The sequence below is a fragment of the Mariniflexile fucanivorans genome (assembly GCF_004341235.1).
Classification (GTDB): domain Bacteria; phylum Bacteroidota; class Bacteroidia; order Flavobacteriales; family Flavobacteriaceae; genus Mariniflexile; species Mariniflexile fucanivorans.
On record NZ_SLUP01000011.1, the window covers coordinates 21,486 to 44,995 of the forward strand.

Sequence of the window (23,510 nt, forward strand, 5' to 3'; positions counted from 1 at the left end):
ATTTAAAGTTACTCTACGTTATAACAATATTGATATAGCGTTTTAAAATGTATTTTCATTTTTTCCCTAGCCAATGTTGGATTTTGATTTTTTATGGCTTCATAAATAGCTGTATGCTCCTGAATTCCTTTAACAGATTTATTTTCATTACAAACATGGTGCTTTTCAAAATTTGTAATAATTTCAGGTGTTATTGACAACATAAACGTATTCATGGTACTATTTTTACTGGCTTTGGCTATGGCCAAATGAAACAGTAAATCTTCCTGCACTGCACTTTCATTATTTAAAACTTTTTCTTCGAATGCTTTTAACGCATTTTCTAAAGATACCAGATCCTCTTCTGTTCTTCGTAATGATGCTAGTTTTACAGTTTTTAATTCCAACAGAATTCTAGTTTCTACCAACGATTTAAAATCTGGACTTTCTAATTCTAAAATATCATCAACAATACCATTCATGGCAATAGCACCCACATTTGCTACAAAGGTGCCGCTTTGAGGAATGGACTTTAATAATCCATAAAACTCTAATTTGTGAATAGCGTCCCTTACAATACCTCGGCTTACTCCAAACTTATCCGACAACATACGCTCTGAAGGTAGCTTGTCGTTTGGCTCTAAGTTTTTGTAATTGATCAATTCACGTATCTTATCAATTACAATATTTTGTATACTTTGGTTCTCGTTTGTTGATAATACTTCTAAATTCATACCATTTAAATTATAATTGGCCTCCCCTTTTTATGCTTTAACCCTTGGCTCCCTTAATCCACTAAAACTAATGAGAAACCTCTAACTCATAATACTTTACTTTAGCAAAAGCATCTTTATCTCTTGATTGAAAATAATTACCTGCTTTAAAATAGTTTTCAAAAACACCCCATCTTCTCATGTGTATATCTTCGTAAACTTTATATTCATTTCCATTTAAAACAACGACCATTTTCCCTTCTGAAACTTTTACTTCTAAAGTAAATTTTCTAAAACCAACTTCTTGTTCGAAATTAAAACCGTCATCATCATCCCAAGCATCTTCGTGCAATAATTGATTATCAGATGCACTTAAATTTTTAAGAACTTTTGTTTTTACACGCACTTTGCCATCTTGCCAATAAATTTTTAAAATGGGTGGTGCATTATTATCTTTTTGTCCTATTAAATCGCGTTGCTCATCTGTTAATCTACCATGAATTTGCATGATAATTACTTTATGGTATTTGCCTTCAGAATCTTCAGTAATTTCTTCAATAGCCAATTTACCTTTCATGGTACCACCTTGAGCAAAAGTCCAGTTAACATCATTATTTCCCGGTTCCATTTGTTCTCTTAATTCTGAACGGGTGTATTTTGTATTTGCCGTTGTAGCTTTACTTGGAAAAGAATAAAAAACCAAAGATCCATCTGTTGAATCATTATACATGTAAGGGATTAATCTTTCATCTGTGGCATAATTCAAAATTTCTGGTGGTTCAATATTCATAGCACCGCCTTTATCATTAAGTTCTGGTGTGGTAACACTCCAATGGCTTAAGTCTATTTCAGGTAACTTGTACTTCTTTTTCTTTTTCTTTTTGTCCTGTTTTTCGACTTTAGAATCCGAATCTGAAACGTTGCTTTTTTGTGCATAACAAGCAACGTTTACAGTTAGAAATGCTAGTAATAAAATGCTTAAAATTCCTTTTCGGGTTTGTTTCATTCTTCGTTTAATTTATTATTATAAAATTAAAATCCAGGAGTAATAATATCTATATTATCAAAAAATACTTCAGTATTGCTATCAACAGCATTAGGTGATCTAACATAAATCACAATTTGATTTGTTGATGGTTTAAATGTAAATGTATTAGTTGTAAATGTATTCTCTGAAGCCGAACCTTTACTTGTATTGAAGTCATTTGTGATTTCAAAATAAGCATCAGCATTATCTAAAATACTTGTTTCAGAAGTAATTTCGGTATTTAAAATAAATACATCTGTGTTAATACCTTCCGCCTCCGAGCGAGAATCAATCGTAAACGTATATTCAACCCCCACTTCAACTGTTACCACTTGGTATAAACGACGGCCAGGAGAATAAAGCTTAAGACCTCTTGTTTTTACACCATCAACATAAGAACCATCACTTGTTGATCCCGGTTGTTGGTTACTATCACCTGTATTAGCTGAAAGCCAACCATCCAAAGCAGAATTGGTCCAAGTACCTATCATATTCCAATCGGAAATATCACTAGTATCGGCAGTACCATTTAAAACAATAGCTTTAAACGAAGCTTCGACACCTCCCACAGGAACTGCTTTAGTAACACTTTTAGACACACCTGCATCATTTGTAGTTGTTAATTTCACATCATAAATACCCTTAACAGCGTAAGTATGTGTTGGATTAAGTTCCGTTGAACTAGTACCATCCCCAAAATCCCAACTATGAGAAACTGCTAAAAGTGACGCATCTGTAAAATCTACTTTTAGTGTAGAAACACTAAAAGTAAAATCTGGAACTGTAGATAATACTAATCCTTCTATACTTTTGGTAACAGAAGTTTCAATATCTAAATAATTAGTTGCTGTTAAAGTTACTTTAAAAGTATCTGCTGTAGCATAAATGTGTACAGGACTAAAATCTGGATTGTTTTGTGTATCCTCTGCATTCCATTCTACAGTATTTCCATCACCAAAATCCCAAACTAATTTTTTGGCACCATTGGTTAAGTTTTCAAAAATTACTTCTGAATCTTCAGTAGTAAAATTGAAACCAACAAAAATAGGAGCAACTATAGCTGATGCTTCGGCAACTAAACCATCGGCACTTGTTGTTTTTAACGTTACTGTATATTCCCCACCTACTTCATATTTATAATTTGGATTTGCTTCTGTTGATGTATTACCATCGCCAAAATCCCATAAATATGACGTTGCATCTGTTGAATAGCTTCTAAAGACAACCGACAAATTATCACCAGCTTTTAAACTAGTTGTAAATAATGTATTAGGTTGGATATTATTTACGTTTCCTGTTGGAGGAACAAACTCTTCATAACCACTATCATAACAAGATATAAGGCCTAAAAACATTATGGATAGCATAAAAACACTTCCATTAAATTTTTTAATTAATTTATAATTCATGATTTTAAATTTTAGACGTTTATATTATTATTGTTTAACTGATATAGCAAATGCATCTAATCTACTCTCTACACCTGAATTAGTCATCAAAATTATAACATTTTCATTGGTTCCAGCTTCAAATGTAATGGCGTGTTTTTTGAAAACATCTGCTACTCTTCCTACATTGGTATCTGTTCTAGAGGCAATAATATTTGCTTCTAACTTTGCTTCTGCAAGCGTTGTAGCATTTGTACTTACTATAGATACCGTTACATCACCAAAAGTATTGGTTTGAAATTCAGTAAAGTAAGTTAACACATAAGTTGCTCCAGGAGTCACCTCTATTTCTTGATACCCCACTCTGCTACCATCTGAAGGAAATTTGGCTGCTTGATAACCATCAGGCAAAATACCCAACTCAGATTTTGTATTAATCTGAAAAACACCTCCCCATGCAGAAGTACTAGGAGCTCTCCAAGAGTCTCTACCATCACCAGTTCCATCAAACAAGGTTCCATCATCAAAACCAGGTTCACCTATCTCAGGTATAGGAATTGTTGGTACTGCTTGAGTTATAGTAATTGTTTTTTCTGTATAATTAGATTTGCCAAGATTATCAGTTACTGTTAAACCAACCGTATATTCACCTGGACCAGGAAATGAAAAAATCAATTCTCTATCTTCTAAAGTTGCAGGAGCTAACTCTGCTATTTGACTTTCTAAATTTGAAACATTTTGCTGTATTGCAGGCGAAACATTAGCTTCAGCTGCTGCTAATTTAACTTCTAAAGCATCAATTTGATCATTTAAAACAGTCAATTTAGCTGGATTGGTTTCACAAGGGATTTTGAACTCTAGTTTAGCAATCTCATTTTCCAATGCAACGACTTCTGCCAATTGAGCATCAATTAATTGTTCTAAAATTGGTAGCTCTTTATTAATTAGTGTTACGCCTTCTGCAGGTGAAACTTCCCATTTATAATATATACCATTTACAGATAAGTTTGAACCTGCTTGAAAATTAATTTCATATTTGGCCCATAATTCTTCTTTCTCACAGTTGAATTCTGAACTCGAAACATCTGTAGTGTTGTAAAAAGGCGTGGGACCTGTAAAATCTTGTAAATCGCCTACATTTGCTAACTCATCGCTAACACAGGCCGTTAAAGAAACAAATGCTCCTAAAACTATATACTTTAAATTAAACAAATATTTTTTCATAATTATGTTTTTTTAGTATCCGTTATTTTGGTTGTAAAAATTAGGTAGATTATCTATTTCTCTTTGAGGGAAAGGAAGATATTTCTTTTCATTTGTATAAAACAAACTGTTGCTAGTTGAAAAAGCTCTTAAAACATCATCTGCTTTTCCAAATCGTATTAAATCATATAAGCGTTGATTTTCATATACAAATTCTACTCTTCTTTCTGCTAATAATTCATCCTTTGTTAAATTTACAACTTCTTCAAGACCTGCTCTTAATCTCACTTTATTAAATGCATTTATAGCTCTTGAGTCTGTAGTACTTGAATTATTACCTAAAATAGCTTCTGCGTATAATAATAATACATCTGCATATCTTAGCACTATCCAGTCGTTACCTCCAATTTCACCATTAGTTGGGAATTTAGCATTAAATGTGTCATTTGTAATTACAGTTGGATTATAAGATATGGCATCAATACTAGCATAAAATCTTACTGGTTGTAATTCTGGAGACATTACGCTTAAGAAATCAAGCGATGCTATATTAACACCATTAGATGGGCCTTGTAATGTCATAGCAAAACTAAACGATTCTGAGTCTGTTTCTACTTGATCTCCTAAACCACTATCGCTAGTTGTATAATTATCACTACTAACAAGATCGTAAGCAATTGAAAATATAACTTCTTCATTAATTTCAAAAGCTGAACTGTTCGACCATGAACCATCAAGCACCCCATCTGTATAACCTGATGAAATGGCATTACCAAATACATGTCCATAATCTACAACTAAATTTGCATAATATTCAGCGTCAGTTATTACACTAGTATCATTATCAAAGTTTACCGCATTACTTCTGTCAGTATATAATAAATCGTAACCGTAAGATGCGCTATTTTCTACAACAGATGCTAACAAAAGCTCTGCTTCTTCGTAATTAGGACTAGGTTGACTTAAATATGCTTTTGCAGCTAAACAAATAGCAGCTCCTTTTGATGGACGGTATCTGTTTTGTTCTACTCCATCTAAATAAGCTATAGATGTTTTAAAGTCCGCAATAATTTTCGCATAAACTTCAGCCTCAGGCAATTGTGGATAATCTAAAGCTTCGTCTTTTGTTATGTCCAATACTTTATCTACATAAGGTACATTTTGATAAGCTCTTACTAAATTAAAATGGCATAAGGCTCTCATAAAGTAAGCTTCACCAACCGTATATTGTTGATTTTCTGGAGCTAAAAAACGGTTATCTATAATGGTATTGGCATGTTTTATTGTAGACATATTGTTTGAATAATACGTTGCTACATCACCATTATTAGGATCTACATTATAAGCATTTATTGCAGGAAAGTTTCCATTTTCTGAATTGGCTCTTACATTGTCAGATCTTAATTCTATTAACAAATACTCATTCGCAGGAACTTTTTGGTAAGCATCTAAAACACCATTTGCTAATAATTGAAACCCATTACTTGTTTGTAGTAACTCTTCAATTGAAAGTGCTGTAGGGTTACTAAGGTCTAGTTCTTTCTCACAGCTTGTAAATAAAGCTACGAGAGAAAAACAAACTATTATATTTTTATATATATTTTTCATAATTAATTAAAATTGAAAGTTAATACCAGCTGAAATTGTTCTAACTATTGGACCATCTCCTCTTTGATAACCTGAAGTTAAAGGTGTATTAGCATTCTCTGATGTTTGCCCTGAAGCATCTGGGTTGAAGCCTTCGTAACCTTTAGCGGTAAAGAACAATAAATTCTCACCTGTTATATAAAATCTTAGTCTATCAATATTATTTCTTGAAGTAAAAGATTCTGGTAATGAATAACCTAAGGTTATGTTTCTTAACGTTATAAAAGAAGCATCTTGAATATGGTCATCTGTAAATCTTCTATGTACAGTTAAATCTCTGTCTGGGAAACTTGCAAGCTCATTTACTGCAGATTCACTAGCATAATATAATTGATCTAAATCGGCAACCCTTACTTCGGCACCATGAGATCCTTGCCATTGGAATGCAAAATCAAAATCTTTATAAGTAAAATCTGAACTGAAACCCCATTCAAAATCTGGATAAGGGCTTCCTAATTCTGTTCTATCTTCATCATCAATAATACCATCGTTATTTAAATCTTTTACATAAACATCTGCAAAATCATTATTAAATCTGTTAAATGGATTGTCTACCCATTCTAAAGGTATTTCTTTTTCATAAACCCAACCATAAAAGGAAGTGATTGGTTGCCCTACTCTAGCTATAAATTGTGTTGCTCTGGTATCTTGTGAAATTTCAGAAATAATTTGTTCACTTTTACCTAAACTTTGAACTGTATTTCTATTTAAAGAAAACTGGCCTGATGCTGCCCAACTAAAATCTTGGGTAGTAATAAGTCTTGAATTTAATTCTATCTCAACACCTTCATTTTTAACTTCACCTATATTTTGCAACCAGTTATCGGCACCATACGTACCTGGTACTGGAGCAAAAAGAATTAAGTCTTCACTGGTTCTTGTATAATAATCTAATGTTAAATTTAGAAGACTTCTACCAAATGTAACATCTATACCAGGATTAAACTCGACTAATTTCTCCCAGCCTAAATCTTGATTCGCTAATGTTAAGCCTTTTACACCTGTTTGTCCATTATAACCAACGGTACCATAAGTTTCTTCAAATCTGTAAAGCGATTCAAATATATTGTTAGATATCTCATTAGATCCTGAAATACCATAACTTGCTCTTAATTTTAAAAATGTAACAATATCACTTGAAGACATAAAATCTTCTCTTGATATTATCCAACCTGCAGATGCTGCTGGGAAGAACCCAAATCTTGAATTAGGACCAAATCTTGTACTACCGTCTGTACGAGCTGATAGTTGTACTAGATACTTTTCGTTATAATTATAATCTATTCTTCCAAAATAAGAAACCAATTTATCTGTCCCATTATCTGTATATGTGGTACCACCATCTGCAAGTGCTATATTGTTGTTAAAATCGTTGGTGTAACCTACAGCTTCTGTTTCTTGTAAGTAAAAATCTCTTTGTGTGTACTCAAATCCAAATACCGAATTGAAATTGTGCTTTCCAAAACTCTTATCATACGTTACAAGTGATTCGAATGCGTATTGATTTAATTCATCTCTTCCTTCATTTCTATAAGTTTCTTGATCTCTATTTTCTTGACCATACAAATAGTCAAAATCATTACTCTTACCATGTCTAAAAACACCTGAAATACTTTGTCTGAAATTAAGTCCTTTTGCTAATTCGAAATCAATATATGAAGATACGTTTAAGCTTAATTTTTTCTTTGTTCTAGATCTTTCTAAGAAATGCACTAATGGGTGCACATTTTTAGTTGTAGATAAAGTTAATCCTCCTGAAGTTAATCCACTATTTATTGGAAGTCCTGAAGCGTCTCTAAGAATATGTCTTGGATCATTTGGGTCTTGAGTAAAAACGTGATCGAAAGCGCGTTCAAAACCATAACTTCCTACTCCAAGGTTTTCAAATAGTTTTCCTGCATCTGTTGAAACTCCTACATCTGTAGAGAAATTTGTAACATATTTTAAATGCTCCTCATTTAAGTAAAGTGGGACGTGTCCATATTGTCTTAATGGATCTGTAAATCTTGCCGGTAATTTAACTTGATCGTTATAATTTGCATTTAAATTTGCACCAAATTTAATTTTTTTGTTTTTTGATTTACTATCAACTTTTATTCTAGCATTATACTTTTTAAAGTTATCTTTTAACGCAATACCCTCATCTTCAAGATATCCTAAAGATGCCGTATAACTTGTTAGTTCTGTTCCTCCTCTCACTGCTAAAGAGTGACTGGTTATAACACCTCCAACAAAAATTTCGTCTTGCCAGTTTTTTTCTCCATCACCTAAAGAGGCAATAAACTCCATAGCTTCAAGCTCTGCATAAGCTGAGTTATAATAACCGTTATTTTGAGCCGCATTATCTCCAACAATTCTGCCAAAATTAGGACTGTCTGGAGAAATAGCATCAATAACACTCTGTAATCCATCTAACCTTGCTCTTTCGTCTGCAATTGATGTATTAAAATTTTTATTATTATTAGAATACTTATATCCTGTAAATGTATTAAAAGAGAATTTGGTTTGACCAGAAACACCTTTTTTAAGCGTTACTAATATAACACCATTTGCTCCACGAGAACCATAAATTGCTACAGATGATGCATCTTTTAAAACACTTATTGATTCAATGTTATTATTATCGATAGTACCCAAAATATCAGCATCATTACCCAACACAACGCCATCTACAACAATTAAAGGAGAAGAAGATCCTGTAATAGATCCAGGTCCTCTTAAAGTAATTTTAGGGTCTCCACCTGCTTCTGATGCTACAGTTTGGATTCTTAAACCAGCTACTTTTCCTTGAAGTGCGTCTTCTACACGAGCCACAGAAACATTTTCAATATCTTCACCTGTTACCTTAGTTAAAGCACTTGTTAATGTTTTTTGTTTTTGGCTTCCATAACCAATAACCACAACTTCATCTAGTTTAGCGACATCTTCTACCAATGAGATGTTTATGCTTTTTTGATCGTTAACCGTTACAACTTGAGAAATAAAGCCAATGTACGAGAATTGAATGACATCTCCTTTTTTTGCTTGAATCACATAATTACCATCAAAATCGGTTGTGGTTCCTTTAGTGGTATTCATTATAATAACATTTACACCAGGTATTGGTATGTTATCTGTTGCAGACACAACCACACCACTTAAAGTTTTGTTTTGCGCAAATACTGCAACATTGAAAAGCAATATTGCAATTAGAGCCAGCTTGTTTTTTAAATTCATAATTAATTGTATAAAGTTTGTTTAGCTTTTGTTGTACTTTTCACATGCACAGTACAACGTAATTAAATATCTAATTAAAACACTCTTTTTCTCGTTTTGTGAGTTTTAAAAGGTTAGCTTTAATTAAATAATAGCATGTGGTATGTTTCAATTATGGGTTAACCCCTGACTTTTTTGTTTTAAAAAATTATAAAATAAACTTTCAAAATTCCTTTCAAGGAAAACCAGATTGGGAAACCAGATTGGTAAACCAGATTGGTTGTGTAAATATATATAATATTTTGTTAAAAACAATAAATTAAAATTAAAAATGCGGATTCTTTCAACTTTAATTTCAATAACGTAGGATAATTCTAAATAACTTCCAAAACGATTGCAAAGCAATGAATATCAAAAAAGAAGCTTAATTTATACTAATAAACTGTAGCTGCAAACTATTTGCAGGATTCCCTATCTTACTTTTCTTTTAAACATAAAAAAGGATAACTATTAAGTTATCCTTTTTATGTAAACTATAAAATTGAACTTTCAAAATTCCTTTTTTTAAAAGGATATTAAACAGCTAAACCAATTTGACAAACAATACATATACATATGGTCTTCTCAAATTGTACTATCAGATTTTTTTCTTATTACTTTTTATCTCCAAAATAAGATGGTCCAACGCCAGTTAAGAAATCTTCTCTTACAGGACTAAAAGTATCAATTAATTCTCCTTCTTCTAAACAAACCGCACTATGCAATAAATTAGGTTCAATATACACGCCATCTCCTGCTTCTACAATTTTCTTTACTCCATCAATTTCAAATTCAAATTTACCTGAAACACAAAAGGTAGCTTGCGTATGAAAATGTTGATGTGGTGCACCTAGTGCGCCTTTATCAAATTTCACTCTTACCATCATGATTTGATTATCATAACCTAAGAACTTTCTTGATACGCCTCCACCAAGTTCTTCCCATGTCATATCTTTTGTGATGATGTACTTTTCACTAAATCTTTTCATAATTTTTTATTTATTTATTTCTGTTAATTTATAAGTCCCTATCCATTCATAGGTTTTATTCTCTATTTTAATTTGATGCGTACTGGTTTTTGAATTGTCTTTAAATGAAAACATAAACATTTTTTTATCGCCATTTTCATTTTCTATATTTACTGCTAGATAAGCATCATCACTATAAACTATACTTAGGTTTTTTATGTTACTAAAGGCATTTGTTGCTATTTCACTAACTGGTGCGTAATGCCCGTGAGACTCTATAATAGATACAAAATAAACATCTTTACTATTATTTTTTCTAATAATAAACCCAGGATCGTTTCTTAAATTAAAATTAGGGTCGTTAGCGCCAATACGTGTAAACAATAAATCATCATCATTTGAAACTACCGACGTAAGTGTATAAAAACGTTCTTTATTAAACCAAGAAAGTTTAGCATTGCCTGTTCCAGATTTTCCTTCGGCTTCTTTCCATAAATGTTGATAGCCATTTTTTGTCCCTAATGGTTTTAAGTTTTCTGATTTTGTGTATTCAAAATTAGCCGACATTATTTGCCCCAAATAATAATAAGGCAAATCATATTGATGCTCATTTTCAGCATTTATTTTGATGATGTCTAGAAGGTATGGATTTTCAAAAGTCTCATCATTAACAAACGCCATAGTTCTGTGCAAATTAGTACCGGGATATGCATTTATTTCTTTGGCACTTACTACTTGTAGGTTAGAATTGGAAACATCAAATAGATATTTTTCCGAATGGTGCATGCTTCCTGTTTCAAAATCGCCACTAAAATGTGAAATTTCATCTTGATTTACAGTGTTATGAGCAATAGTTTGTTTTGCCCAAGTTGTATTTTCTTTTAAATAATTACCACCGCCCTTTTGTTGTATGTTCACATAGCGAGACATGCCGTAATCTTGGATTACCTCGTTACCTCCTTCATATAATGAAAATGATAATTTATCATAATGCCCATGGCTTAGCCCTTGTGCAGAATACTTCATTACTAAAGTTAGTTCTTCCTTAGATCCTTTTGCGCGTAGTATCGCTACGCCACCTTCATCTCCATTTTTTCCATCAGATAAATTCATCGATTTTTTTACAAATGGTGTCGCTAAACCATCACGTACACCAATAGCAACAGATAATCCTGTATCATCTAATAATACCTCGCCTTGGTCCTTGGCTATAGACAGTAAATCTGTTCTGTTATCTCCATAAAAGTAACCAATATTAACGGCAGAAACCAATTCTCTAGAATAATAGGACATCCCTTTTTGTCCATCATTTAAAGGAAAAAAATTACCATCAGCATCGGTTAAATTCAATAATGTGCTTATTGATTTTAACAAAACACCATCTTTATATTCAAAAATTTTAAGTTCTGGTTTTACATTTTCCAAGGCCTCTGCAAAAACCAAGAACGGATACATGGCATAGCGTTGGTAATAAGGACCTTCTGTATAATAACCATCAGGTGAAAAAGGTTCTTCTAAATTGGCTAGAAAACCAACTTTTTGACCTTTCTTTTTAATGTAACCGCCATCATTGTCTTTCTCGTTAGGGTCAATATTATCCTTTTTTAATCCATGCAAAGCGGTTTCCAATAATTTATCATCATCCATAACCAAGGCAATCATGCCAACTGCCACATTACCCCATGTACTATGGTTATGTACCCTGTTAAAAAACTTTGGATTTTCAACTGAAATAAATTTTGCAAACGGTCTAAAAAGGTCTTTTTCTAAATGTTTGCGTTCATTTTCGCTTAAATAGTTATAAACACAATCATAAGCTTGACTTGTATACACCAACCAGTTAGAATCGTTTAAACATTGCCAAAAAAGTTTGCCTCTAGCATACGATCGTGTTTGTGGATGTACAGGTAAGGTTGGGTATACTTTGGCATATTCCAAAAGCATATCTTTTACGTATTTTGCGTAGGTTTCATCATCTAATATTTGGTATAAAACACCAGCCTTTTGTAAAATTATAAAGTTTTTTTTGTGACGCTCGTGTGTATATCCGCCAGAAAAATCTTTAGGAATAGGCACTTCAATACCATTTAATATTTCGGCATCTACTTCCGCTTTTACTTTAGCTAAAGTTTCATCAAATAAAGGGACAGTACCTAATTGTGATTTAATTTTTTCGACACCAGTTTTGGTTAATATCAAACTAGGATGTTCTTGTTTGTTTGATTTCTTTGCGTTAGAAATTGATTTGGTTTGTGCTTTACAAGAAGCAACAACCAATGTTAAACTAACTAAAATTATTTGGAACTTTTTTTTTAAAAACATCTATTATATATTATATTTTTTTGTCAAAATCTCAATTAAAATTTCTATTCGTTTATACTTCAGATGGAATAAATCAACAGAAAAAACTAATAAGCATTTATTTTGCTTTATATCAAGTTATATTAGTGGTTTACCAGATTGGTTTACCAAATATAGGGTTATTAAATTAGTTAACCAAAATTTGAATGGTAATTTATCATTTTAAAGGTTCTTAAAGAAACTATTATTGACTAAAAATTTATTTTTAGACGTTTATAAAGACATAATAAACACCATTAAAAACAATTAATAAATTAAACTTTACTAATAATAAGTATGAAAAAGCATAAAAATATTATGCTAAATATAATTATTTATGGCTTTTTGCACTAATTTAAAATGTGAAAGTTAAGTGGCTTGCTGGTTGTAAAACAACTTTTCCTTTTTCCTTAACACCCGAAATTTCCATCTGTAATGGTTTAGGGTCTAAAGATTGTACAGTTATTGAATTCTTATTGAGCTTTACAAATACGTCGGCTTCTTCTGATAAGTTAATTTTGAGTTTGTCTAGTTCGAACGATTTCACAGAAAAAAACATGGAATAATCTTCCTTAGTCAATGCAGTTGGTTGTATACCATTTATTTTCCATTTGGAATTTTTTACGTTCCAACCTTTTAAATCTGGATTGGTTTTATCTGTTTCAATACTACCATCAAACTTTTCAAAAGGAAAAATAACAGTTATAAAACTAAAATCTGTTTTATTGTTTTTTGAAACTACTGCCCATTCTTTTCCTTTGATTCCTGAAATAGTAACCGAATCTGTAACTTGTAATTGATAAATATCACAACCTGAGCCATCATAAAAAGTAGAACGCAATACGTTTGGCGCTTCTTCCAAACTATAATGTCCTTGCCAAACTTGTTTGTAAATGTGTGGTTTATTAGCTTTAAAATTATCTTTTACAATCCAGAAATCGTCTTTTATGTAAATAACTTGACGGTTATAATTTACCCCTATATTTTCAAAACCATTATGACTTCCTATATAAACATCTAAATTTTCATTACTGCTCCAAGCGATTGTTGTTGGTTGTGGTAAGGATTCAAACTTACCAAAACCACTACCTCCTTGGTTGGAAGTGTACTTTTTTCCTTGTAATTCATCATCTACCAGAGCAACATTTTTAACCATAGAATTTTTAAAAAACTCATAATCTTTAAGCGAATAACGCACTTGGTAATTTGGCAAAATAACATGTCCGTTCGCCATGGCTTGAACGCCCAACATATCACCGTGTTGATGGTCTGGTTTGTTCCTATCTAGTCCGTTAGAAACCACCATCATGTTATCTTTTTCGTTCCAACCTTCACGCATGATGTAATAACCTGTAATTGGAAATTCAACCGACTTAAAATCTGGTGTTTTTGTTTCAATAGCATTCAACATTTGTAATTGAAAATCGCTTACATACCAAAACATATTTTGTTCTACATGGCTATTTGCAAAATAGCCCATTTCGGGATCATCAAATAATAAATATCCTAAAGTTAAAGCACCCGAGATATCATTCTTTTCAGCCCAAGGTTCGTTGGTATCATCTGAAAAAACGGGAGCCGATTTATCTGGATAGGCAACTTTTGTTAAGGTTACAAATAAAGATTTTAGTTTGTTCTCCCAAAAATCGTTCACTTGCATGTTGCTATTCTTGGCTAATTGATACACGTAATAATAGTTGTCAATATCGCTCATATGATAATGTATACTGCGTTCAAACTGAAAACCGTCGCCATTTATTTCTTTATCTAAATGTGCTTCCAATTGGCTCATGGCACGTTCGTACCACTTATCGGTTCCTTTAAAATCTCGAAATAAAATGGAAAGCATAGCTAAAGCCGACATACCCCTTGTTTGATGGTTTCCGGGAACAAACTCAGCATTGGTTTCATATAAGTTTGCACCATGCTGCAATAAGGTAGCAATGGTTAACAGTTGATCTTCATCAGAATAATGGGTTTCACCCAAAAACATATTATGAATTTGCAACCAATTTAAAATGCGATACCCAGAACGGAAGGCTTCATAAACACCATTTCCATCTTCAATGGTTTCATATGTATTAGCCAATAAAGCAGAGTTTAGTGACTTTAATTGATTTTTGAAATAATTTAAATACGCTGTGTTTTTATTTTGATATTTGTAATAAAAAGCAATGTCAACCATTTTATGCTGGCGTGCCAAATGGCGCAATGCATAGGCATTTACCGGTTCGCCGTTTTGATAATTAAACGGTAATTTCCAAGTGGTTGTTCCAGAAAATTTGGATAAATGATCTAATGCCCTTTCGCTATGTTCATTTTCAGCATTTCTATAAATTGACTTATAGGTTTCAAATCGACCATCAAAATCTTTCCAATTATAAAAATAGCGTTCTGAAAATTTTTCACGAAAATATTTGGCAAGTGTTTCAGTTGAAATAACCGAAACACTGCCTAAAGATTCTTGTACTTCAATATTTAAATAATTTGAAAGTTTATTGATTTCAATTATTTTGGTTGAAGAAATTGTTTGAGAATAGGCCTTTTGAATACTAACAAAACTGATAATTATCAAAAAACTTTTTAAACACTTCATTAGTACATTAATTTCAATTCTAAGTTTTGAACTACTTCAATTTTACCAGAATTTATAATTGTGTTTTCTCCTGGTTCTTGTCCTTTTTCACCCCAAAGAATAGCAATACGTTTTACTGGATTATTTTTAAAGGTGTTTTTTGAAAATTCTACATTAACAATGCCTCTATTTTTAATTAAAATAGAATCTTTTTCAGATTTTCCTGAATTTGTAAACGTATTGTTTTTTAAGATTAAGTTTCCACCAATAGTCGATTCATCATAACCACCACGGTAATAATCCAATGCAACTTCTTGAATGTTATCGAACGTTGTGTTATTAAAAACAACAAACTCTGCATTATAATCGCCACCATCATTGGTTTCTTTATTCAGCATAAATCCTCGTTCGCAATTTTTTACAGTGGAATTTGTAACCGAAACCGTATCAGCAAACGATCCTTTTGAAACTTCTAAAACAGATTTGAAATTTTTAATCTCTACATTATTAATAAATAAATCATACGCTTTACTCATGTTTTTATCTAAAGTTGTAAAGGTGTTTTGCGATTTATTTCCTGTTAATATTAAGTTTTCAAGTGTTAAACTGCCTTTAGGGTAGATCTCGAAAGCTGTTTTATCTGAAGAAAAAATTAATTCAGGTCTTCTATTTTTATTAGCTGAAACGATTGAAATTGGTTTATTAATTAATAAACTAGAATTTAATTTATAAGTTCCTTTTTTAAGTGAAATAATATCATGAGCATTGGCTTCCTTTAGTGCTTTAATAAGTGCTTCAGACGTTGAAACATTGATTGTTTTAGATTTCAATACGTTATTCGTATCAAACCAATTAGTTCCGAATTTGGTTTTATCAATTAAAACAGCATTTTCTTTTACAGGATTTACAATGGCTCCAATGTTGTTACTATTTGAGGTTCTGGTATTTCCGAAAAAATCTTTAGTGATTGTTTCAAAATCGAAACCTTCATATAAATTGTTCCTATTTTCATTTGTAACAAATAAATTTATCGATTTTTCAGTTACAGAAATAGCTTCGGTAATTAATCCTTCTGGTTTTACTTCACTTTTGTTTTCATTATTTATAATGTTGTTGTTAAATGTAACACCATCTACTTTATCATAATTTACTATCGGGTTTTCATCTGGTACTTCATTGTAAATTAAATTATTAGCAACCACAACACGCTCTGGTCTTGCTGAACGAATTTCAGTAGCTGGTAATACATCGCTTTGGCTTACGTTTGAGCCTACACTAAACTGCCAAGGCGATTTACAATCAATAAACGAGTTGTAAGCCACAACTACATCTGTAACTTGATTATATCTATTTAGTGGCGATTTTGGTATACCATTCATAACCGCTAAAGCACTTCTAAAGGCGTTGCCATTTATTTTGTAAAAATAGTTATTGGTAATCCAATGTCCTGTATTTACTACACGAATCCCTCCTATATTGGTTGAATTGTCATTACCTATAAAAACGTTTCCATCAATTATGGCATAATTTCCGTGTCTTAACACCAACGAGCCTTCACTTTCAAAAAACACATTATTTCTAAATTCGTTAAAGTTAGATTTGCTTGAAATAATTTCAATTTCACCATTACATTGATCAAAAAGATTGTTTGCTACTAAAGTGTGTGAAGGCGTCATTGAAGTTCCACTATCTCCTAACTGGATAGTTTCACCATGTGGCCCTCCTTTACGAGGTCTTGGACCAAAATGGTTATTAATAATTAGGTGGTAATTATATATGTTCTCATTCCCTTCCAAACGAATCATAACAGTGGGCCCAAAGTTAGATTTCCCAACAAGGTAATTATTACTTAGGGTATTATGTCTTCCCCAAAACTCCACCCAATGGTCGCTAACATCGCGGTCTGGTTGGGTAAATTCTTCAATAACACATTGAGTTACGGTACAATGATTAGCAATTTTTTCGCTATCAATTTTAAATTGAATCACGTTTTTAGAAGGCGTATATCCATTTTTAAAATACAAACCATTCACTACTAAATATTCTCCACCTAATTTTAAATTTGAAACACCTTCAATAGTTACTTTTCCTATGGTTTCAGCAGTTAATGTAATAGGATTTTCTTTAGTTCCTTTTCCATAAAACTTAATTTCAACGTCGTTCCAGACACCATTTGCCATGATAATATTATCGCCGGCTTTACTGCTTTTAATGGCGTTATTTAAATCGCTTATATTTGAAACTTTAATACTGTTTGTTTGCGCTATTAATTGAAATGATATTAATAAAACTAGCAAGTTTGTGATTGAAAAAATTCTTTTCATGACTGTTTATTTATTCTGATTATATATTTTAAAATTCTAATATTTTAAGCATTTTTCCATAATTGTTGGACTTTTTTCAAATCGCTTCTCATGGCGTCGAACACTACTTTTTTATCAACAGTAATATTGCTTTCTCCTTTTTCAGCACCGCCCAAATCATATTCTAAATGTAAAGATACGGGTGGTTTTAAGTTCTGTTTTTTTAGTAACTTAAAATATTTATCAAAGTTTACCATACCCTCACCAATAGGTACATTTATGGGTTCCCACTTACCATTTACTTGTCCCCATTTAAAATCTTTTAAAACAATTACTTTAATGTTATTGTGCAAAAGCTGTAATCCGTTTTCCCATGAGTTTCCTCCTTCTACCATAGCATGCCTGATATCGTACTGGGCTCCAAAATGTTTAGGATTTGCAGTTTCTAAAATTTTTTGTATTTCCCAATAGGATGCGCCTACGCTTAAACCTGCATGGTTTTGGTAACAGCCTATTAACCCTAATTTTTCATTTAAATTGCTTAATTTTTTTATTTCATCTTGATAGAACAACAAGGAATCTTGCATATTCAAATCTTCCTTGTATTTAAACCAGTTGGTTCTATAAAAAGAAATGTTTTCTGAAGCTGCTGTTTGTAAAATATCAATATCCAAAGCATTGTTTACACTTTCAATACTCGTGGTCATCATGTTACAATTTATACCACTAGCGGTAATCGCTTTTACAGCTTTTGGAAGATCGGTTTTTACCAATTCGGGTAGTACATGCCCTTTGGGGCGTACTGTTAAATCGACTCCTGAAAATCCTATTTCAGCAGCCATTTCACCTGTATTTTTATAATCTAAAAACTGAAGGTGTTTAGAAAATATATTAACATCAAGTACATCATCTGTTTCTTCAAAAAAACCATTTTGAAATGCATAAGTTGAAAAAGGCAACAAACTTGCTGCAAAGGCTGTTTTGGTTATAAATTCTCTTCTTGTTGTCATGATTAACTAAATAATAACTGGATTTACTAATTTAAAATTTAATACAAAAAGCCTTTAAAACTAAAGGCTTTTTGCATAATTACTAATAATAATATATTATAAACAAATTATTCAATAACTATCTTTTTAGTGGTACTAGCACCTTCAGCGTTTATTTTTAACATATAAATACCTTTAGATAACCTAGATACATTTAATTTGCTATCAACAAATACTTTATTTGATAACACTTTTGCTCCTAAAACATTATACATTTCTATAGAAGAAATTTTTGTTTTGTTAGATTCAATAATTAAATAATCTTTAGCTGGATTTGGATATACTTTTAAACCTTCAATAATTCTATTACTTGTTGAAAGCGTTGCGTCTTGGTCATTCGCTTTTCCAGGAGTACCTTTTTGGCTACCGTCGTAGGTTAAAGTTGAATATTCCCAGTTTGAAGCTATATCATTTCCTGCAGCTGTTAAAGGCGCTGAAACTTTTAACATAAATGAAACAGCTGAAGCAGACCCTGAAGCAGGAATTCCTAAAGCAGTAGTTCCTGGGTTATTAGAACAATTGCTTACTCCACCAACAATATACGAACCATATCCATAATCATACAATACTTGATCTATAAGATTGTCAGCCGCATCTGTAATAATTATTCCATCGGGACAGTTTGTAGCAGAACCTCCTGAATATGTACTTTCATTATTTAAGCTAGGTTTTTTATAATCATAAATATAATCAGCCGTTATACCACCTTGTGCGGCTGGTATATTAAAACCAGTAAACATAGCATAAGAATTTGCAGCTAAAGTAAAACTACCTATAGTAGTAGTGCCGTTATTAGAAGCGTCTATAAGTTTCCATCCATCCATTACCACAGGAGATGCTGTTGTATTGTAAACTTCAAACCACTCTGTGTGACCTTCATTATTTGTTGCGTCTGCAGGACCTGTCCAATAGCTTGGTTGAGAACTCAATGCTGCTGTAACTTGAGCATCCGTAGGTTTTTGTGGTCTGTTGTGAATTTCGGTAATAATTACTTCGCCTGATCCTTGTCCAAAAGACATAGTTGCAGTTAATAATAAAATAAAAAGTAAAGTTTTTCTCATAATTTAATGATTTTAAAAAGTTTATAAAATAGTTAAACCAAAATTAAATAGGTTGTTGGTAGTAGATTTACTGGCAAACCAAATTGGTAAACCAGATTGGTATTCCAAAAATAAACAAATTATTGTAAAATCCTATTTTTTTTAACAAAAACATTTTTTGCTAATTAGAAAAACGAACAAGATTAAATCAATAATCTAAATATAAGGATAAAAACGAAACGACAAATCTATTGTTTTAAGAGTTTTTAAATTAAAGCATTGAATAACATATACTTAATCGTTAAAGAAACAATTGAGTGAAATTAATTTATTAATAAAATATGCACATAGTTACCTAAGTAAAGTAACATCTAAAACAAATTAGACATAACATTTCTTTTCCCAAAGAATGAAAACAGCGAGACATATTAAAAGTAAAAGTTCAATTAACCTATTTCGATTAATATCTTAAAAAATATTACTTTAGAGAGGACTTGTATTAATTGCTCATATTTTTTAAAACTTTATCATCATCTTCACAATTATCAATAATCGTGTAGTTTTTAGTATTTTTAAGAGGGATAGAAAAGTAGAACACACTACCTTTACCTAAAACTGAATCTACCCATATTTTTCCATCTAAAAGATCAACTAGTTTTTTTGCTATGGTTAGCCCTATACCTATACCTTCATGCTTTCTACTATACGAGCCATTTACTTGGGTAAAACCTTTAAAAATTAAATCTAGATTTTTTTGGTCTATACCAATACCTGTGTCTGAAACAAAAAAAGTAACATTTGTACTTTCTTCTTCATTACAAATATTAAATCCATAATTAATAGTACCACTTTCTGAAAATTTGAGAGCATTTTTCAAAAGATTTATTAAAATATGAGTTAGTTTTAATTGATCGGTATATATGATTAAATTTTCACTATTTGGCGGAGTTGTTAGATTAAATTCAATATGGTTTTTTCCTGAATTTTCTTGATGAACTTTCATTGATCTATGAATGTCATTAAGAAAAACTCTCAAATTGATATCCTTTAAAACCATTTTTTCTTTTCCAGATTCTATTAGTGACATTTTAAAAAGATCGTCAATAAGTTTAAGTAAATGATCTCCACTACGGTTAATAATTTGAACGTACTCAATAATTTCATCTAGAGACGAATCTCTATCAATTAAACCAGAAAGCCCAATAATAGAATTAAGCGGTGTTCTTAATTCGTGAGACATGGTTGCTAAAAACTCAGATTTTAATTTGTCACTTTCTTCAGCTTTATTTTTGGCTATAGTGAGTTCGAAAGTTCGTTCTTGTACAAGATTTTCAAGATGGTTTCTATAATTTTCTAACTCTTTGTTTTGAACGGTAATTTCTTGTTGCTTTTCTAAAAGTAATTTGTTTTTATTCTTTAGTTCTTGCGTTCTTAATTCTACTTTATTCTCTAATGAAGCACTCAACTCAATCAATTCTTTATTTTGAATTTTAAGCTGATTTTCTTGTTGAAAGCTTTTTAGAGCTTCTTTAACCGTTAAAATAAGATCGTTGGTATGCCAAGGTTTGGAAATATAACGATACAAATCTGCATAATTAATGGAGTTTGTAACACCTTCAACTGTAGCTTGTCCAGTTAATAATATATTTAATGTATTAGGCGATTTTTCATGAAGTTTTGCTAAAAACTCGTCTCCTTTCATTACTGGCATTACATAATCGGCAATGACTGCACATATTTCATAATTTAAATCAATTAAATCATCTATGGCATCTAATGCCTCAATTCCAGATTCTGATGTTTCTATAATATATTTACTGCCAAAAGCAGTTTTTAATTCCGTTTTTAAGCTATTTAAAACTATTTTTTCATCATCAACACAAAATATCACGCCTGTTTTCATAATAGTATTATTTAAATTAATAGCATTCCAGAATTGATACACGATATTAATTCCGATGCCATCCAAGGTTTTCTAATACATTTATATAAGTTTCCCTCTTTTTCTGTTCTTTTAATTGATTCTTCATCTACCTGACCTGTTAACATTATTTTTAAAGACTTTGGATATTTGCTATGAACTTTTATTAGAAACTCGTCGCCTTTAACTACCGGCATAAGCCAATCGCTTATTACTATTAACTTGGTTTGGTTATCTGTCATTATTTCGTCAATAATATCTAAAGCTTCTTGAGCACTTTCGGCGGTTTCATACAAAAATGAATTACCATAATTCTCTTTAAGCTGTACTTTAATGCTATTCAATATTATTTTTTCGTCATCAACACATAAAATTACAATTTTCCCCATGATATTGCTTTTACTGTTCTGTTGGTTATTCCTTGCTTATGTTTATTGGTAAAAATACACTAAAAGTTGTTTTACCGGGTTTACTTTCCACCTCAATTCTTCCTTTATGTTTTTCAATAATTCCTTTTGAAATATACAAACCTATTCCTGTTCCTTCTCCAGTTGGTTTTGTAGTATAAAAAGGGTTGAAAATTTGACTAATTTCATTTTCTGGTATTCCTTTTCCGTTATCTGTAATGGATACAACAACATGTTCTTTATCTGTGAACACTTTAATATCGAGCGTTCCTTGTAAATCCATAGCGTAAATGGCATTGTGAAGAATATTGGTCCAAACTTGATTTAGCTCATCAGAATAACACAGAATTTTTGGCGTTGGCTTATAGTTTTTAGTAACTTCAATGCCTTGCTTAATTTGGTTGCTGTATAGAATTAAAACATTCTCAATACCTTCGGAAACATCTGTTAATACCTGATTATCAGAATTATTTATTCTTGATGAGTTTTTAAGAGCAAAAACAACTTTTGATGCTTTATCTGCTGCAAATTCTATATTGTCTATACTTCTTTGTAGTCCTGTAATTTTATATGCAATATTGAAAATAGCCTCTGAATCTTCTGCTCGTAAAATTTCTAAATACTTTTCAATATTATCAAAAATCATCATGTCTACAAAAGAGTCTGCATAGTAATATGCATTGCTTATTTGATGATTATCCAAAATTTTAATGATGTTTTTTTTGTGTTCTCTTTCTTCCTTTGAAGTTAACATGTGCTTTTTAGAAAGCGATTCTTTTACAAGAACAGAGAAAACATCTCTCTGACTATCAGGCAAATGAACTATAAATTTAGGATACTCGTTTAATACGTAAAGCAGTGCGCTTTTAATATTCCCGATAGATGAACGAATTGCACCAAGTGGTGTATTTATTTCATGTGCAACACCTGCAATTAACTGGCCCAAAGCCGCCAATTTTTCTGAGTTAACCAATTTCTCTTGCATTTGTTTTAAATCGCCAAGAGTTTCGGTCAATTCATTTGATCTTTGTTTTAACGACTCTTCCCGCTCATAAATTTGTTGTAACATTTCATTATACTCATCTACCAACATGCCTATTTCATCATTCCCTTGTTTTTCAACACGCAATTGATAATTTCCTTCTTTTGAAATTTCTTTGGTTGCTTTTGTTAAATGTAAAATAGGTTCTGATAATATTTTTTGCAACCAAAAAGCAAGTATGTAGTTAATAAACATAAGTGCTACTAATAATAAAAACATGGTAATTAAATAGTTCCTTATTTTTAGGGATAACTCATCTGTGGAAACCCTTAAAAAAATGGAGCCTACTTTTGCATTATCATAATAAATAGGTCTGGAAACGCTTAAATAATCTGTGTCAAATTTTTCCCAATGTGTTGAAATATTAGAATTTGAAATTAAAACTTTCTCCCCATTTTTGTAAAATTCTGCAAATATTTCATTTTTATCATTATAAACAATTCCAACATCTACAGATGGAATGTTTTGTAGTTTTTCAAGCGTTTCTACTGCATTTTCAGACATATCAAAATCAAGCGGTACCGCACAATACTCGCCAATTAACGTCGCATTAATAATGGTATTAGCTTTTAAATCACTTTTAAAGTCTGCAATATTGCTAAATATTACATACGTGAAACCAATCAATAATGATGACAACGATACCAACTGAATTATCAGTACCATTTTTACTT

15 protein-coding genes are annotated in these 23,510 nt (G+C 31.4%); all 15 read right to left on the reverse strand.

Going from position 1 to position 23,510, the window contains the following annotated elements:
* Nucleotides 1-8: 8 nt before the first annotated feature.
* The 15 genes from EV196_RS18445 to EV196_RS18515 all read right to left on the reverse strand — a co-directional run bounded on the left by EV196_RS18445 (nucleotide 9) and on the right by EV196_RS18515 (nucleotide 23,502).
* The gene (locus EV196_RS18445) at nucleotides 9-713 is read right to left on the reverse strand and encodes a FadR/GntR family transcriptional regulator (RefSeq protein ID WP_132219260.1); all 705 of its coding nucleotides are present in this window, start codon (nucleotides 711-713) and stop codon (nucleotides 9-11) included.
* Between the two features lie 67 nt (nucleotides 714-780).
* Nucleotides 781-1,698, reverse strand: a complete 918-nt coding sequence (locus EV196_RS18450; protein ID WP_132219261.1) for a polysaccharide lyase family 7 protein — start codon at nucleotides 1,696-1,698, stop codon at nucleotides 781-783.
* Nucleotides 1,699-1,724: 26 nt separating this feature from the next.
* The gene (locus EV196_RS18455; RefSeq protein ID WP_132219262.1) at nucleotides 1,725-3,128 is read right to left on the reverse strand and encodes a PKD domain-containing protein; all 1,404 of its coding nucleotides are present in this window, start codon (nucleotides 3,126-3,128) and stop codon (nucleotides 1,725-1,727) included.
* A 27-nt stretch (nucleotides 3,129-3,155) separates the two neighbouring features.
* On the reverse strand, nucleotides 3,156-4,331 hold the full coding sequence (locus EV196_RS18460) for a hypothetical protein (protein WP_132219263.1): 1,176 nt from the start codon (nucleotides 4,329-4,331) through the stop codon (nucleotides 3,156-3,158).
* A 12-nt stretch (nucleotides 4,332-4,343) separates the two neighbouring features.
* The gene (locus EV196_RS18465; protein ID WP_132219264.1) at nucleotides 4,344-5,918 is read right to left on the reverse strand and encodes a RagB/SusD family nutrient uptake outer membrane protein; all 1,575 of its coding nucleotides are present in this window, start codon (nucleotides 5,916-5,918) and stop codon (nucleotides 4,344-4,346) included.
* A 6-nt stretch (nucleotides 5,919-5,924) separates the two neighbouring features.
* Nucleotides 5,925-9,173 carry a SusC/RagA family TonB-linked outer membrane protein gene (locus tag EV196_RS18470; RefSeq protein ID WP_132219265.1) on the reverse strand — a complete coding sequence of 1,083 codons (3,249 nt, stop codon included), beginning with the start codon at nucleotides 9,171-9,173 and terminating at the stop codon, nucleotides 5,925-5,927.
* Between the two features lie 632 nt (nucleotides 9,174-9,805).
* On the reverse strand, nucleotides 9,806-10,180 hold the full coding sequence (locus EV196_RS18475) for a cupin domain-containing protein (RefSeq protein ID WP_132219266.1): 375 nt from the start codon (nucleotides 10,178-10,180) through the stop codon (nucleotides 9,806-9,808).
* A gap of 6 nt (nucleotides 10,181-10,186) precedes the next feature.
* The gene (locus EV196_RS18480; protein ID WP_132219267.1) at nucleotides 10,187-12,481 is read right to left on the reverse strand and encodes an alginate lyase family protein; all 2,295 of its coding nucleotides are present in this window, start codon (nucleotides 12,479-12,481) and stop codon (nucleotides 10,187-10,189) included.
* Nucleotides 12,482-12,854: 373 nt separating this feature from the next.
* Nucleotides 12,855-15,095 carry a heparinase II/III family protein gene (locus tag EV196_RS18485; protein WP_132219268.1) on the reverse strand — a complete coding sequence of 747 codons (2,241 nt, stop codon included), beginning with the start codon at nucleotides 15,093-15,095 and terminating at the stop codon, nucleotides 12,855-12,857.
* Nucleotides 15,095-17,398, reverse strand: coding sequence for a chondroitinase-B domain-containing protein (locus EV196_RS18490; RefSeq protein WP_132219269.1), 2,304 nt, complete (start codon nucleotides 17,396-17,398; stop codon nucleotides 15,095-15,097). Before EV196_RS18490 ends, EV196_RS18485 begins: the two co-directional genes overlap by 1 nt.
* 44 nt (nucleotides 17,399-17,442) lie before the next feature.
* Nucleotides 17,443-18,387 (reverse strand): sugar phosphate isomerase/epimerase family protein, encoded by a 945-nt coding sequence (locus tag EV196_RS18495; protein ID WP_132219270.1) that lies wholly within the window; start codon nucleotides 18,385-18,387, stop codon nucleotides 17,443-17,445.
* A gap of 107 nt (nucleotides 18,388-18,494) precedes the next feature.
* A complete protein-coding gene (locus EV196_RS18500) occupies nucleotides 18,495-19,487 on the reverse strand; it encodes a T9SS type A sorting domain-containing protein (RefSeq protein WP_132219271.1) in 993 nt (330 codons plus the stop codon).
* Nucleotides 19,488-19,965: 478 nt separating this feature from the next.
* A complete protein-coding gene (locus EV196_RS18505; RefSeq protein ID WP_132219272.1) occupies nucleotides 19,966-21,369 on the reverse strand; it encodes a hybrid sensor histidine kinase/response regulator in 1,404 nt (467 codons plus the stop codon).
* 11 nt (nucleotides 21,370-21,380) lie between these two features.
* Nucleotides 21,381-21,776, reverse strand: coding sequence for a response regulator (locus EV196_RS18510; RefSeq protein WP_132219273.1), 396 nt, complete (start codon nucleotides 21,774-21,776; stop codon nucleotides 21,381-21,383).
* Between the two features lie 25 nt (nucleotides 21,777-21,801).
* Nucleotides 21,802-23,502, reverse strand: a complete 1,701-nt coding sequence (locus tag EV196_RS18515) for a HAMP domain-containing sensor histidine kinase (protein WP_165876198.1) — start codon at nucleotides 23,500-23,502, stop codon at nucleotides 21,802-21,804.
* Between the last annotated feature and the right edge of the window lie 8 nt (nucleotides 23,503-23,510).